The sequence below is a fragment of the Sandaracinaceae bacterium genome, from assembly GCA_020633055.1.
In the GTDB taxonomy this organism is placed as follows: Bacteria; Myxococcota_A; Polyangia; order Polyangiales; family Houyiibacteriaceae; genus JADJJE01.
Genome location: JACKEJ010000005.1, coordinates 234,755 through 248,582 on the forward strand (window position 1 = coordinate 234,755; position 13,828 = coordinate 248,582).

General features: G+C 71.5%; 10 protein-coding genes and 1 tRNA gene. 7 read left to right on the top strand and 4 right to left on the bottom strand.

Annotated features, from left to right (window positions below; genetic code table 11):
- The first annotated feature begins 1 nt into the window (after position 1).
- From H6726_05840 to H6726_05850, 3 genes are read left to right on the top strand one after another with little or no spacing between them, the layout of a single operon-like run.
- Positions 2-2,656, top strand: a complete 2,655-nt coding sequence (locus H6726_05840; protein MCB9657158.1) for a hypothetical protein — start codon at positions 2-4, stop codon at positions 2,654-2,656.
- Positions 2,656-3,486 (top strand): tetratricopeptide repeat protein, encoded by an 831-nt coding sequence (locus H6726_05845; GenBank protein MCB9657159.1) that lies wholly within the window; start codon positions 2,656-2,658, stop codon positions 3,484-3,486. Before H6726_05840 ends, H6726_05845 begins: the two co-directional genes overlap by 1 nt.
- Positions 3,487-3,545: 59 nt before the next feature.
- The gene (locus H6726_05850) at positions 3,546-4,874 is read left to right on the top strand and encodes an alpha/beta fold hydrolase (GenBank protein ID MCB9657160.1); all 1,329 of its coding nucleotides are present in this window, start codon (positions 3,546-3,548) and stop codon (positions 4,872-4,874) included.
- A 30-nt stretch (positions 4,875-4,904) separates the two neighbouring features.
- On the opposite strand, the gene H6726_05855 is transcribed toward H6726_05850, so the two are convergent.
- Positions 4,905-6,056 carry an MFS transporter gene (locus H6726_05855; protein MCB9657161.1) on the bottom strand — a complete coding sequence of 384 codons (1,152 nt, stop codon included), beginning with the start codon at positions 6,054-6,056 and terminating at the stop codon, positions 4,905-4,907.
- 83 nt (positions 6,057-6,139) lie between these two features.
- Positions 6,140-6,223 (bottom strand) — tRNA-Leu (locus tag H6726_05860).
- A gap of 144 nt (positions 6,224-6,367) precedes the next feature.
- Here H6726_05860 and H6726_05865 point away from each other — a divergent pair.
- The 4 genes from H6726_05865 (at position 6,368) to H6726_05880 (ending at position 11,852) form a co-directional block, all read left to right on the top strand.
- On the top strand, positions 6,368-7,408 hold the full coding sequence (locus tag H6726_05865) for an inorganic phosphate transporter (protein MCB9657162.1): 1,041 nt from the start codon (positions 6,368-6,370) through the stop codon (positions 7,406-7,408).
- A gap of 12 nt (positions 7,409-7,420) precedes the next feature.
- Complete coding sequence (locus tag H6726_05870; protein MCB9657163.1) at positions 7,421-8,074, top strand: hypothetical protein; 654 nt, start codon at positions 7,421-7,423, stop codon at positions 8,072-8,074.
- 44 nt (positions 8,075-8,118) lie between these two features.
- Positions 8,119-10,860, top strand: coding sequence for a hypothetical protein (locus H6726_05875; GenBank protein ID MCB9657164.1), 2,742 nt, complete (start codon positions 8,119-8,121; stop codon positions 10,858-10,860).
- Positions 10,861-10,961: 101 nt separating this feature from the next.
- Entirely contained in the window at positions 10,962-11,852 is an 891-nt protein-coding gene (locus H6726_05880) for an energy transducer TonB (protein ID MCB9657165.1), read from the top strand.
- A gap of 74 nt (positions 11,853-11,926) precedes the next feature.
- Here the strand turns inward: H6726_05880 and H6726_05885 are convergent, their stop codons facing one another.
- The gene (locus H6726_05885) at positions 11,927-12,553 is read right to left on the bottom strand and encodes a YbhB/YbcL family Raf kinase inhibitor-like protein (protein MCB9657166.1); all 627 of its coding nucleotides are present in this window, start codon (positions 12,551-12,553) and stop codon (positions 11,927-11,929) included.
- 33 nt (positions 12,554-12,586) lie between these two features.
- Positions 12,587-13,828: a site-2 protease family protein gene (locus H6726_05890; protein MCB9657167.1), complete on the bottom strand. Its 1,242-nt coding sequence runs from the start codon at positions 13,826-13,828 to the stop codon at positions 12,587-12,589.

Consider the following 13,828-nt stretch of genomic DNA (forward strand, 5'->3'; position numbering starts at 1 on the left):
AATGAGGCTGTGGAGCAGGTGGGGAAGCGCGCGCGCGCAGGTGGTCGGGGTGCTGGTGCTCGCTTGGGGCGGCAGCGCCGCCGGATGTTCGGTGCTGTTCGACACCGACCCCTACCGGCAGGAAGAGGCCGTCGTGCAGCCGTCGGCGCCGGCCGTCTCGATCGTGCCGACCTCGCCGACGACCACGGACGAACTCTCGGTGTCGATCGACACCCCCAGCGTCGACCCGCTCTCGGAGGCGGTGACGTACCGCTACGAGTGGGACAGAGACGCCGCGGGTTCCGTCGCAACGACCGCCACCGTGCCCCCATCCATGACGCACAAGGGAGAGGTCTGGACGGTGCGGGTGTACGGGGTGGCAGGTGGACGCGAGAGCGAGCCCGGCACCGCGCAGGTGGAGATCGGGAACACGGCGCCGACGCTCCGCTACGCCCGCCTCTCCCGCTACGACGTGTGGAACGACGAGACCATCACCGCGTCCGCGGGCGGGGCGTTCGACCTGGACGGTGACCCCCTCACCGCCAGCTACCAGTGGAGCGTGAACGGCTCCGTGGTCGGCGACTCGTCGAGCACGATCGACGCGTCCGCGCTCGAGCCGGGGGACACGGTCTCCGTGACGATCACCGTGTCGGACGACGACGCGGCGGAGAGCGCGGCGGTTTCGGCGGGTCCCGCGACCATCTCGGCCATCGGCGGCTGGCGGCAGCTCGAGCCGGACCGCGGCTTCAACGTGGTGGTCCCGCTGTTCTTCGCCGACCTCGATCGCGAGCGCTACCTGTACCTGGTGGGCGGTGACCTCTGGGAGTACCGCAGCCAGGGGACGCGCAGCATCCCGTGGGCGAAGCTGAACCTGACCGGCCTGCCACGGCTGTTCGGCAGCTCCGTAATCTACGACGCGGCGCGCCAGCGCTTCCTCATCTGGGGCGGCGTGGACTTCAGCAGCGCACCGTCCACGCCCAACGCGAAGCTGTACGAGCTCGTGGTCGCCCAGCCGGGCGAAGAGACCTTCCGCGAGATCACGACCGCCGGCCAGCCGCCGCCCTCGCGCCTCGGGCACGTGACCATCCAGGATCCGCTGCGTCCCCGCGCGATCATCTTGGGGGGCGGCACTCCGGACCCGTCGCCCATCATGTACAGCGTCTACCACGACGATGTGTGGGAGCTGGACTTCAGCGGCTCGGACGCAGCATGGACACGCCTCACGGACAACGCGACCACTGCGCCGTCGATCCTCACCGCGGCCACCGTCGACCCCGAGACCGCCACAGCGTACCTCTTCGGAGGCTTTGGTGCGGACGGAAGCCCCCTCAGCGGGGTCTACGCCTTCTCGTTCGAGAGCGACACCTTCGGGAGCGACACCCTCACCCAGCTGGGCACGCTGCAGGTGGCGCGCGGGGGCATCGGGGCCGTGGACCTCGGCGACGGGGGCGCGTTGCTGCTGGATGGGAGCCCCACGCTGATCGCCATGGGCACCATCGATCGGGTCGAGCGCTTCGACTACACGGGGGGCACCTCGACCACCGTGACGCTGGTGGGCGACCGCCCCTCGCCACAGCCCGGCGTCGCGCTGCAACGCCGCGGCCAGACCATCCACTGGGGGCCGAACGTGTTCGCCGCAGAGCTGTTCCACAGCACGATCGACACGGGGACGTTGGCCATCACGTCGACCCTGAGACCCCACGTGGACACCCCCGGCGCCACCGCGCTCGCGACGCCGATCGGCACGGGTGGCGCAGGCAGCGCGGCTGGCTTCGCGTTCGGCCTGGCGCGGGTGGAGTTTGGCAGCACCCCAACGGGCACCGCCTGGACGTACGACGGAAGCCGCTGGAACCGGGACGAGGCGCGCTCCGACGACGACCACCCTCGGTTCGGCGCGTCGGGGATCGCGGAACCGACCCGCGCGCCCCGGAGCATCTTCGGAGGCTACTCCGCGCGCAGCCCCGGTGTGCCGGCGCCCGACGTCATCACCTTCGACGGAATCGACAGCTGGACCACCGCCGAGGCGGCCGACTCGTCCATCGAGAGCGAGATGCGCGACCGCCCGGTTCCCGCTTGGCAGTGCTCTGGCTTCCGCGCCGTCCTCGATGGCACGACCTACGCCCTCTCGGGCTCCGGTGCGACGCCGCTCACCGCCGGCAGCAACCCGCCGCCCATATTCGACGGCGCGTCGTACGACGTGCTGCAGCCCCTCGGCGGTGTCCCGACCGTAGTGGCGTTCGGTGGCAGCATGTCCTCGAGCTTCTGGACCATCGCCCCCTGCGCGCAGACGGATGACTGGTCGGAGCAGGCGATCATCGGCGGCCCTGGCGCTCGCTTCCTCGCGCAAGCGACGAAGGTGATCGCGTTCAACGCAACGGACACGGATACGATCCTGCTGTTCGGGGGCGCATCGGACGTCAGCGAGGCGGCGGACCGATACGGAGACACGTGGGTCGTGACGATGGACGCCGCAGGGGTGATCACCGCGACGCCCGCGGCGCTGGGCGGTCGGGCCACGCCCACCCCACGAGGCAGCGGGATGCTCGCCTGGGACGCGCTCCGCCAGCGCGCGGTGCTCTACGGCGGCGACCGCGTGGCCGACTCGTCGTTCAACAGCGGGAGTCCACGGATCCCGCTCGCCGATACGTGGGAGTATCGCTTCCCGGAGGTGCTGTGATGTCGAAGCTCGGGTCGCTCGTCGTGGCCACATGGGTCGCCCTCTCACTGAGCAGCGCCGCGCTCGCCTACGCGCAGCCAGACGTCGATGAGCGCGCTCGGGTCCACTTCAACTCCGGTCGGGCGTACTTCGACTCGGGCGAGTACCCGAGGGCGCTGCAAGAGTTCCAAGCGGCGTACGACCTCAGCCAACGCGAGGAGCTGCACTACAACCTGTTCCTGTGCCACGAGCGCATTGGAAACACGGCCGATGCCATCCGCGAGCTCGAGGCCTTCCTGGCGACCAACCCGCCGACGCGTCCCCAGCTGGAGCCGAGGCTCCACGCCCTACGCGAGCGGCAGGAACGGGAGGCCGCGGCCGCAGACGCGGAGCGCCGAGAGCGTGAGGCCATCGAGCGTCGCGCCGCGGAGGCCGAGGCCCAAGCTCGCGAGGCCGAGGCTCGCGCGCGCGACGCCCACGTGGGCACCGCGGAGCGCGAAGACGAGGGAGCGCGCGTGCACCCTGGTGCGCTCGTCGGCTACGGAGTCGGCGCCGCGGGGCTCGCGACGTTCGCCGTCGCGGGCATCCTCGTCGTCACGCACGACGGCGACTTCAGCCGCGGCTGCCTCCCCGCCGGGACGTGCTCGCGGTCCGACCTCGACCGACAAGACCGGCGCGCGTTGATCGCCGACATCGGGCTCGGGGTCGGGATCGCCGGTGCGGTGACGGGCCTCGTGATTCACCTCGTGACCAGGCCCTCGAACGAAGCGGACGAAGACGGGCCGACCGCGCGCGTCACGCCGGTGCTCGCTCCTGGGTTGGCAGGCGCCGCGGTCGTCGGCTCCTTCTGACGAGCCCTGCCCAAGCAGCCTGCGCACGCGTCCGGCCGCAGTTGTGAGACCCTCGTCGGATGGACACCATGCGACGCTGGCGCGGACTGAAGGCGCTCATCCACGACGCGGTCGACGCCACGGTCGATCTGGTGCGCGAAGGGCACGAGTCGACCTCCCGTGGCGTGATGCGCGTCACCGACGAGCTGGGGTCGCTCGAGAAGCCGGCGCGCGCGGTCGACGGTCTGCGGCGCGTCGCGACGGACGGCGTGCTCGGCACCATCAAGGTCGTCAACCGCGCCGTCGAGGCGCTGAGCGACGTGGGGATCGACGCGGCGAGCCAGCTCGTGCTGACCGCGCGCGCTCGCGATGCGGCGTCTGCGCCAGACGGTGTGGTCACAGGAGCCTCGCGCGCGGTCCCCATGCGGTCGGACGTGCTGGACTCGGCCACCTGGGCTGCCGACGCCGCCTTGGGGTTGGTGAACGCCGCCGTGGGCGATCACCTGCACGCCACCCAGAGTGGACTCGACCTGGGGATGGAGCTGCGCGCAGGGGACCGCTACGTCTCCGCGACGGCGCCGGCGCTGGCCGATGCGCTCCCCGATGCCACCACGCGCGTCGCGCTCTTCGTCCACGGACTGGCGACGACGGAGTGGTCGTGGTGTCTGCAGTCCGAGTCGTACTGGGGCGACCCCAGCGTGTGTTTCGGGACCCTGCTCGCGCGGGACCTCGGCATGACCCCGCTCTACATCCGCTACAACACGGGCCGCCACATCTCGGAGAACGGCCGGCAGCTGGCGAGTCTGTTGGACGAGCTCGTCTCGGCCTACCCTGCGCAGCCCGTGGAGCTGACGCTGATCGGCCACAGCATGGGCGGGCTCGTGTTGCGTAGCGCGGCCCACTACGCAGAACGGCAGGGGCTCGCGTGGCCCGCCCACGTGAAGCGCGTCTTCTACCTCGGGTCGCCGCATCAGGGCGCGCCGCTCGCGAAGTTCGGTCAGATGCTCACGGACGCGTTCGACGTGGTGGACCTCCCGGCGACGCAGATCCTTGCGCGCATCCTCGAGAAGCGCAGCGCAGGCGTGCAAGACCTCCGGCACTCGCCCATCGTCGACGAAGAGTGGCTGGCTCCGAACGCGCTACCCCAGGACGCCCTCCCGCTGCCGCACGCGACGCACCACTTCGTGTCCGCGACGCTGACCACGGACAAGGAGCACCCCGTGAGCCAGCTCATGGGCGACCTGTTGGTGCAGGTGCCGAGCGCGTCGGGCCCGAAGATGAAGGACAGCACCTTCGCCATCGACACCAGTCACTACGGCGGGGTCATGCATCACGAGCTTCAGAACCACCCGGCCGTGTACGAGCAGGTGCGCCGCGCGTGTGCCGGAGGGCCGGTCCCGAAGCCCTGACGAGGACCAGCCCGTAGGCGTCGGGAGATACTACTCTGCGGTCGCCGCGTCACGGGCGCGCGACGGGACGATGGTGGCAAGCACCAGCGCGCCCATCCCGGACAGCACAGCCGCACCCCAGAACGCGCCGCCGCGGAAGGCGTCGAAGAGCAGCCCGGCGAGGGGCGTGGCGAGGCCCATCCCGACACCCGGACCCGCCGCCGTGTAGAGCCCCGTCGCGGTGTGCTGCTCGGGGATGCGGCGGCGGATCAGCTCGAGCGCCCCCAGATGCAGGCACGCGAAGCTGAGCGCGTGCAGCGACTGGGCTGCGAAGAGCAGCGTGAGGTCCGTGGTGCACGCAAGCACCGACCAACGCAACACTCCGCCGATGCCGGCGATCATCATGAGGCGCGCTGGGCCCACGCGGTCGGCGAGCGGACCGCCCAACAGGAACACGACGACCTCGACGACGACGCCGACCGCCCACAGCTGCCCGATGACGTCCTGCCCCAGCCCCGCGCGCTCCCAGTGCAGCGTGCCGAAGCCGTAGACGACCGCGTGGCTGGCTTGCACGAGGGCCGAGCCCACCAGGAAGCGGCGCACCAGCGGTCGGGCGAGGAGCGCGCGGGCATCGGCCGGAGGCGGCCCGCCGTCCGCACGGCGTGGCGCTGGCTTGGGGAGCACGGTCGCCGTGAGCGCGATGCCCAGCATCATCCATACGGTCAGCGCGGGCACGAACTCGTACCCGTCGCGCTTCACCCCGGCCCCGACGAGCGCCACGGCGACGATGAACGCCATGGACCCCGCCGCACGAACACGCGCGTAGTCCATGCGTCCCTCGCGCGCCTCGCGCACCGCGATACCGTCCGTGAGCGAGGCCAGCGGCGCGAACCCCGCAGCCACCAGCGAGCTGGCCAGCAGGTAGGCCGGGAAGGCATCCGCGCGCGCGTAGAGCACCAGCCCCAGGGCGCAGGTGAGCGCGAGCCCGAGCACCATCCGCCAGGCGCGACCGTGGCGGTCGGCGACCTGGCCCAGCGCGGGGTTGAGCGCCACGCGGAACCAGGGGACCACGCCGAGCAGCACGCCGATCTGCGTGCCCGTGAGCCCACGCGCGCCGAGCCACCCCGGGAAGTAGGGCAGGTACACGCCCACCCACCCGAACAACAGGGTGTAGGCGAGTGCGAGCCTTGCGCCAGAGGACATGGCCCGCAGCATGGAGCGCCAAGGCTGCGGGTCAACGACGCGGTGTGGTGCCCCATCATCCACCAGGGGCGCTCGAGAGAGCGTGGTGCGAGGAAGAGGACTCGAACCTCCACGGGTTACCCCACCGGAACCTAAACCCGGCGCGTCTGCCATTCCGCCATCCTCGCGGCAGGGCCCAACGTTGGGGCCTGGGAGCCTTCGGCGCAAGCCGTCGTGGCGTGCTGTCGCGGGCGCCGCCCGCGCCCCCGGCAGGAGGAGCTTCGACCCCACGCCGGCCTGGAAGCCCTCCAAGGAGGAGGCCGTCGTGGTACATGAGCGCGATGGTCGACACGTTGACGCTGACGGTCGTGGCCACGGGCCTCGTGCTCGCGTTCGAGTTCACCAACGGCTTCCACGACGCCTCGAACATGGTGGCGACGATGATCGCGTCACGCGCGATGCGCCCGGGCAGCGCGCTCGCGCTCGTGGCCGCCGCCACCGTGTTCGGGCCGTTGCTGGGGGGTGTCGCGGTCGCCAACACGGTCGCGGGCGTGGTGGACCTGTCAGGCATGGACGCCCACGGCGCGCTGCTCGTCATTGTCTGCGGGCTGGTCGGTGCGATCGGCTGGAACGTCTGCACGTGGACGCTCGGCGTCCCGTCGTCGAGCTCGTTCGCGCTCTTCGGCGCGCTCTCCGGCGCCGCGCTGCACGCGGGCGGGTTGGGCCGCGTCAACTGGGGCTTCGCCGCCATCCAGGAGGGCCACCTCGAGGGCTTGGCCGAGATCCTGTGTGCGCTCCTGCTGTCCCCCGTGCTCGGCTTCGCGCTCGGTGCCCTGGCCATGACCGTCAGCCGCCGGATGCTGGCCTCGGCCCACCCGCGCGTCATGCGGCGCCTGCGCCACGCGCAGTGGGTCACCTCCAGCGGGCTCGCGTTCGCGCACGGCACGAACGACGCGCAGAAGGGCATGGGCATCATCGCGCTCACGCTGCTGCTCGGTGGAGAGCAGGCGTCGCTGACCGTGCCCACGTGGGTCATCCTGCTGTGCGCCGTGACCATTTCGATCGGTACGCTCACGGGCGGCTGGCGCATCATCCGCACGCTGGGCTTCGGCATCTACCGGATCCGACCGGAGCACGCCCTCGACAGCCAGCTTGCGTCGTCGCTGGTGATCTTCGCGGCCGGGCAGCTGGGCGCACCGGTCTCGACCACGCACGTGGTCACGACGAGCATCATGGGAGTCGGCGCGGCAGAGCACCCGCGGCGTGTGCGCTGGTCCCGCGCGCGCGAGATCGTCGTCACGTGGTTCTCCACGCTGCCCGCCTCGGCCCTCGTCGGCGGGGCCGTGCACGCGCTGTTGTCGCGGGTCATCTGAAAGGAGAAGCGTATGCAGGGTTTCATCCAGTGGCGTCGGTGGCTCGAACGGGCGTTTCCGAAGGGACACGACTTCGCGCTCCTGCTGAAGGAGCAGGCTGCCTCCGTGGCCGCTTCGGTCGAGCTCGTGCGAGACCACTTGGACCACCGTCCCCAGGCGCAAGGCGTCCCTACCGCCGAGGACGTGGCCCGGTCGTTCGAGCAGGCCCGCCTCGAGAAGCACCGCTGCCTCGAGGCGCTGAACGACAGCTTCGCGACGGAGTTCGACCGCGAAGACATCTTCCGTGCCATCGAAGACCTGAACTGGATCGCGGAGTACGCCGCGCGCGGCGTGGAGGAGCTGCACGCGCTCGCGCTCGTCTCGGACGACGCCACGGGGCGGCTGGCCGTCACGGTTGCGCGTGGGGCGCGCGCGCTGAGCGACGCATACGCGGCGCTGGGGACCGACAAGCGCGCCGCCCTCGCGTTGGCGCACGAGGGCGAGATCTGCGACGGACAGGCGCGCGCGGAGTACGTCACCGCGCTCGGGGCCCTCCTGGTGCCCGGCGTGGATCCGCTCGAGGCCATGAAGCGCAGGGAGGTGTACCACCACCTGGCCGACGCGGCGACGCGCGTCCGCCGCGCGTCGATGGTGCTGGCCAACATGATCGTGAAGGACCCGGCCTGACTCCGGGCGCTACCCCCAGGCCCCCGAATCCGTACACTAGGGGCATGCTTATGGCTTCTTTGGAGAACGCGCGCGCACGCGGCGTCGGGCTCGGCACACTGGCGCTCGCGTGGGTGGCGGCCGCGAGCGCCAGCGCGGACACCCTTCGGCAAACCGACTGGACCGCGGGACCTGGAACCAACAGCAGCGCCACGCTCGACGGGGAGACGGGCTTCGCGAGCGTTTCGGGGCAGTGGGCCTTTGGCAGCCCCGGAGAGCTGCGCGCGACGGACATGGTGTTCGAGGGCGGCGCGGGACAGCCGGTGATCCTCCGAGCGGTCGAAACGGCGGGAACCGCCGCCGACTACGTGGGCTTCACCGGCTGCACGGTAACGTTGATGTCGCCCGCGCGCGCGTGCCGCACCATGGACATGTTCCTGCACCGCGACACCACCACGGGGCAGCTCAGCCTCGTGTCCGTCACGGACGGCTCGGCGCAGATGGGCTGCGCCGGGAGCTACGAGGCGACCTTCACCGCGAGCGCCGGAACGACCCTCGAGGCGTCGGACGAGCCCGGAGAGGTGACGTTGGTGGCCGGGGTGGGCATGGTCGCCCATACGTGGAGCGCAGGCTGCGCGGACGGCTTCATTCTTGGGCTCCCCGCGCAGGGCGCGAGCATCGACGGTGCCATCACGTCGCGCACCAACCTGCAGGACTTCCGCGTGTTCACGGACGTGCCGAACGACGCGTCGGAGGCCATCTCGCTCGCCTCGCTTCCGAACAACGGCGCGGCCGGCACGCCCGTCCCCTTCGCCTTCCGCGCGGGGCTGCTGGGCTCCCTCACCTCGGCCACCTTCTCCCTGGGAGCCGCGCGCCAGCCGCTGCTACTCGAGCTCGACGCGAGCATCGACGGCGCGACCATCACCGTGTTCGTGCGCACCGGCGACAGCGCAGCGACGCTGGCTGCGGCGCCGTGGGCAGGGCCCTTTTCGGCAGGCGCCGACCTGACCAGCGTCCCCCCCGGGGCGTTCCTACAGTACCGCCTGGACGTCACCCTCGACGACTCGATGGCGATGGGACCCTCCCCCGCCGCCACGCTCACCGAGCTGCGGATCGAGCACGAGGCGCCCTGCCCCTGCACGATCGACACGACCTGCTACGCGGACGGAGAACTCAACCCCGCGAACGCGTGCGAGCGGTGCGACGCCGCCAGCGACAGCGGCGCGTGGAGCGCGAACGACGGCGCGGCATGCGACGACGGACGCTTCTGCACGAGCGGTGACAGCTGCCTGTCCGGTGCCTGCGTGGGGGGCGCGAGCCCGTGCTCCGACGGCCTCGGCTGCACCAACGACACGTGCGACGAGGCCCTCGACGCCTGCGACTATGTCGTCGCGAGCGGCTGCGCCATCGCTTTCGCGTGCGTTCCGTCGGGTGCCACGAACCCCCTCGACGCGTGCGAGCTCTGCGATCCCGTCCGTCCGACACAGTGGACCCTCGCGCCCGGTTGCGCGGGCTGCAACGACGACTCGGAGTGTATGGACCCTCAGCTCGCCGTGTGCGACTTGGACGACCACGCATGCGTCGCGTGTAGCGCCAGCGACCCGAGCGCCTGCGCGGACGGCGCTCCCGTCTGCGACGCGGCCACACGCAGCTGTCGTGGCTGCGCGGACGACGACGAGTGCGCGGCGGATGGGAGCGCGCGCTGCGCCGACGACGGAGCGTGTGTGCGGTGCCTCTCGCACGTGGACTGCGCGCCCGACGCCCCCGTGTGCACCGCCGACGAGTGCGTGGTGTGCCTCGCACACGTCGAGTGCTTCGACCGCGACCCGGGTATGGGGTTCTGCGACGACGAGACGGGCCGCTGCGGCGCCTGCCTCGACGACAGCATGTGTCGGAGCGCGCCGGCGGGCGGCGTGTGCCTCACGAGCAGCGCGGGGCGCGTGTGCGGCTGCCAGGCCGAGGCCGACTGCAATTCGGGCTCGACCTGCGACCTGACGCGCCGACGCTGCGTCCCGCTGGCCACCGCCGACAGCGACCGCGACGGCGTGCCCGACGACAAGGACGCGGACGACGACGACGACGGAATCCCGGATCTCGTGGAGGGCGGCGGCGAAGACTTCTCCCTCGACTTCGACCAAGACGGAGTGCCCAATTGGCGTGACCCGGACGCGCCGCGCTTCGTGGACGCGAACGGGGACGGCACCAACGACCTCAGCGACGCGGACGGCGACGGCGTGCCGAACCACCTCGACCTGGACGCAGACGGCGACGGCGTCCCCGACCTGTTGGAGAACGCGGCGCGTGACGTGCTGGACGTCGACCGTGACGGTCGCCTGGATGATGCGCGGGACGCGGATCGGGACGGCCTACGTGCCACGGTGGACGCGGACGACGGGGACGCGACCCAGCGTGCCTCGATCGTGCCCGTGCGAGACACGGACGGTGACGGGACGCCCGACTACTTGGACCACGACGCAGACGCCGAAGGGTGGGGAGACGCGGTGGAGGCCGGGGGGGAAGACGCCGACGAGGATGGGCGCCTGGACCACTTCACGGACGCCAACATGAACGGGCTGGCCGACCGTGTGGACCCCGCGCTGGGCGCGGCCGCGTTGCCGCTGCCAGACACGGATCGCGACGGCATGTGGGACTTCCAGGACGCGAGCGACGCCCCTCGAGTGAGCGTCGAGGGCGGCGGACTCTGCGCGGCGAGTGGCCCTGGTGCCACGCGGGGGCGCACGTGGCTCGTCCTGGGGTTGGCGTTCTTGGGAGCGCTCCTGACACGGCGTCGCCGCGCGCGTCGCTGACGACGGGTTCGGGAAGGCCCGACTGGCCCGCGCGTACGAAGGACCAGCATGTTTCGGCTTGCTGAAATCGAATACGAATATCAACATCTCTAGTGCGAGACATGGCGACCCTCGAGGACACGACGGAAGGCCTTTCCCCCCAACCACGCAGCAGCGCCGCTTCCTCTGCCGGCAGCGCTCGCGACGCGCACTCGGCGCCTGGGCTGCGCGTGGCCCCCGAGTGGCATGTCCCCCTGTGCGTTGCTGCATCCCTCGTCGCGCACGCAGCCCTGGTGACGTTCGCGCCGCACGGGGTGTCTCACGCCCAAGCGCCCGAGCGGGAGCTGGTGTTCATGGACATCGAGGAGCTGCTCTCCCCGGAGCTGCCCGAGCCGGAGCCGGAGCCCGAGATCCCGGAACCCGAGGTGCCCGAGCCCCCCCCCGCTGTGGTGCCCCTCGCACGCCGTGACACCCCGCCGCCAGCGGCCCCCGTGGACCCGACCCCCGAGCCGGTCGCCCCCGAGCCCGAGACGGCACCTCCGCCGGCCGCGGCCCCCGTGATGGCCGCCACGAACCCCGGCGCAGGGGCCCCTGTCTTCACGGCCGGGGCTGCCGGCGGGAGCGCCCACGGGCTCGGCAGCACGGTGCGCGAGGGCGAGACCAACCCCAACGCTGCCCGCGCCACGCCAGCGCCGCCCCCGACGGCGGACTTCCGGCGCTTGATGAGCCGCTACGTCCAGCAGCTGCGCGGTCGCGTCTCCCCGGGCGTCATGTACCCGCCGTCAGCGCGCGTGGCCAACCTGGCCGGCACGGTGCGCCTGGGACTGCTCATCGACGAGAACGGCAACGTCACGGGGCGCCGCATCACACGCAGCTCGGGACACAGCAGCCTGGACCAAGCGGTGCTCGCTGCGGCGTCGCGCATCAACAGCGTGCCGGCCCCCCCTGCGGAGCTACGCGCCGTCTGGCGTGGCCCGCAGGAGCTCACGCTGACCTTCGACATGGCCCCCTGAGGACCCTCCCTGCCCCACCGCGCCATCACGCGGCGGGGATGCCTGGCGAACCCGGAGCGGACCCGACGCGCCCGTCAGCGCGCGTCAGGGTAGATGTGGTACGTGCCGGCCAGCCCGGCCTTGCCCACCACGTGCGGCGCGATCGCCTCGAGCACCTGCTCCACGCGGAACGTCCCCTCCACCGGCGCGCGCGCCACGTCCAGCGCGTAGACCACGAAGTGGTAGCGGTGCAGGCGCTCGTCGTTCCAGGGCGGGCACGGGCCGTCGTAGCCGTAGTAGTCGCCGCTCATGTTCTCGTCGCCCGCGAACCACTCCGTGTAGCCGTTGAGGCCGCTGCGCGTTCCGCCCGCGCTGTCGGGCCCAGCCTTGCCGCGGGGGGTGATGCCCTCCGAGAACTCGCCCTCGGCCAGCTCGGTCTTGCTGGCCGGGATGTCCACCAGGGCCCAGTGGTGGAAGCCCACGCGCGGCAGATCGTAGGGCACGGTGCGCCCCTCCTGGTTGACGTCGTCGGCCGCGCTCGGCACGTCGAAGTCCGTGCAGATGACCACGTAGCTCTGTGTCCCCTCGGGCGCCCCCGACCAGGCCAGGTGCGGGCTCTTGTTGTCGCTCAGGCGCACGTGGCTGCTGGCGTCGTAGGTGCCGAAGGCACAGCGGGCGGGGATGGGAGCGTCGTGCTCGAAGGAGTCGCTGCGGAGGTCCATGACAGCGACAGTCGCCGGACCCCCGCCGCCGTGTCAACGCCCCTGTTCGGCGGCCGGGGCGGAGGAGTCGTCGGTCGGGCTCGCTTCGGTCGGGGCGCTGGTCTGGGGCGACGCGGGGGCCTCGGGTGCGCCGGTCTCGGGCGACGCTGGCGCCTCCGCGGGTGCGCTGGCCTCGGTCGGCGCCGGCGTCTCGGCAGGGGCGCTGGCCGCAGCGTCCTGCTCGCTCGCCTTCGGCCCGAAGATGTCGCGGTAGGTCACCAGCACCATCACGCTCAGCAGGAACAGGATGCCCATCACGTGCACGGCGGTCTCGAAGCGCTCGTTGGGCTTGCGGCGCGTGACCACCTCGTAGCCCAGGAACACCAGGCGCCCGCCATCGAGCGCTGGGAAGGGGAGCAGGTTGAACACGCCGAGCGCGATGGAGATGAGCCCGATCAGGCGCACGAAGTGCTGCCAGCCCTTGTCGGCCGCCTCCGCCAGCATGGTGGCGATGGCGACGGGACCGCCCACCCCCGACGTGTCGCGCTTGCGGAACATGTTGGCCATCCCGAGGATGGTCTCCTTGGTCTGCAGCCAGGGGATGAGGAGGGCCGTCTGGAAGGCCTCGCCCACGGGCATGCCCACGAGCCCCTCGTTCATGGCGCTGGCCACGCCGATGCGGCCGACGCCACCATCGTTCGACGGCGTGAGCGTCAGCGTGACCCTCTCCCCGGCGCGCTCGACCACGTACTCCGTGGCCTGCCCACCGCGCGCCTGCGTCGCCTCCACCACCTCCACGAAGGTGCTCACAGCGTGCCCATCGACCGAGAGGAACACGTCTCCGGCCAGCAGCCCCCCCGCCGCCGCCGCGGAGTCGGCCATGACCGTGCCGGCCTGCGGAGGCACGCTGAGCTCGCGCTCGGGCAGGTTGTGGCTGGCCAGCAGCGCGAAGAAGATGAGCACGGCGAGGATGTAGTTGGCGACGGGCCCCGCGGCGATGGTGACGATGCGCCCGAGCACGCTCTTCTTGTTGAAGAGGCCGTCGTCGTTCGGGTCGACCTCTTCGTACGGGTTCATGCCCGCGATCTGCACGTAGGCCAGGAACGGGATGGCCGCGACCTGGAACACCGTGTCGCTGCCCTTCGGCTGCCACTTGAAGAGCGTGGGCCCAAAGCCGATGCTGTAGCGCAGCACCCGCATTCCGAAGGCTCGCGCCGCGAGGTAGTGGCCCGTCTCGTGTACGATGACCATCACCGAGAGACCCACAATGGAGACCAGAATCGTAAGCGCGTCCAC

What these genes read in the sequence shown, in the direction of transcription:
- H6726_05875 (MCB9657164.1), top strand. Translation starts at nt 8,119, where the DNA reads ATGCTTATGGCTTCTTTGGAGAACGCGCGCGCACGCGGCGTCGGGCTC.
- H6726_05855 (MCB9657161.1), bottom strand. Translation starts at nt 6,056, where the DNA reads ATGTCCTCTGGCGCAAGGCTCGCACTCGCCTACACCCTGTTGTTCGGG.
- H6726_05850 (MCB9657160.1), top strand. Translation starts at nt 3,546, where the DNA reads ATGGACACCATGCGACGCTGGCGCGGACTGAAGGCGCTCATCCACGAC.
- H6726_05865 (MCB9657162.1), top strand. Translation starts at nt 6,368, where the DNA reads ATGAGCGCGATGGTCGACACGTTGACGCTGACGGTCGTGGCCACGGGC.
- H6726_05880 (MCB9657165.1), top strand. Translation starts at nt 10,962, where the DNA reads ATGGCGACCCTCGAGGACACGACGGAAGGCCTTTCCCCCCAACCACGC.
- H6726_05845 (MCB9657159.1), top strand. Translation starts at nt 2,656, where the DNA reads ATGTCGAAGCTCGGGTCGCTCGTCGTGGCCACATGGGTCGCCCTCTCA.
- H6726_05870 (MCB9657163.1), top strand. Translation starts at nt 7,421, where the DNA reads ATGCAGGGTTTCATCCAGTGGCGTCGGTGGCTCGAACGGGCGTTTCCG.
- H6726_05840 (MCB9657158.1), top strand. Translation starts at nt 2, where the DNA reads ATGAGGCTGTGGAGCAGGTGGGGAAGCGCGCGCGCGCAGGTGGTCGGG.
- H6726_05885 (MCB9657166.1), bottom strand. Translation starts at nt 12,553, where the DNA reads ATGGACCTCCGCAGCGACTCCTTCGAGCACGACGCTCCCATCCCCGCC.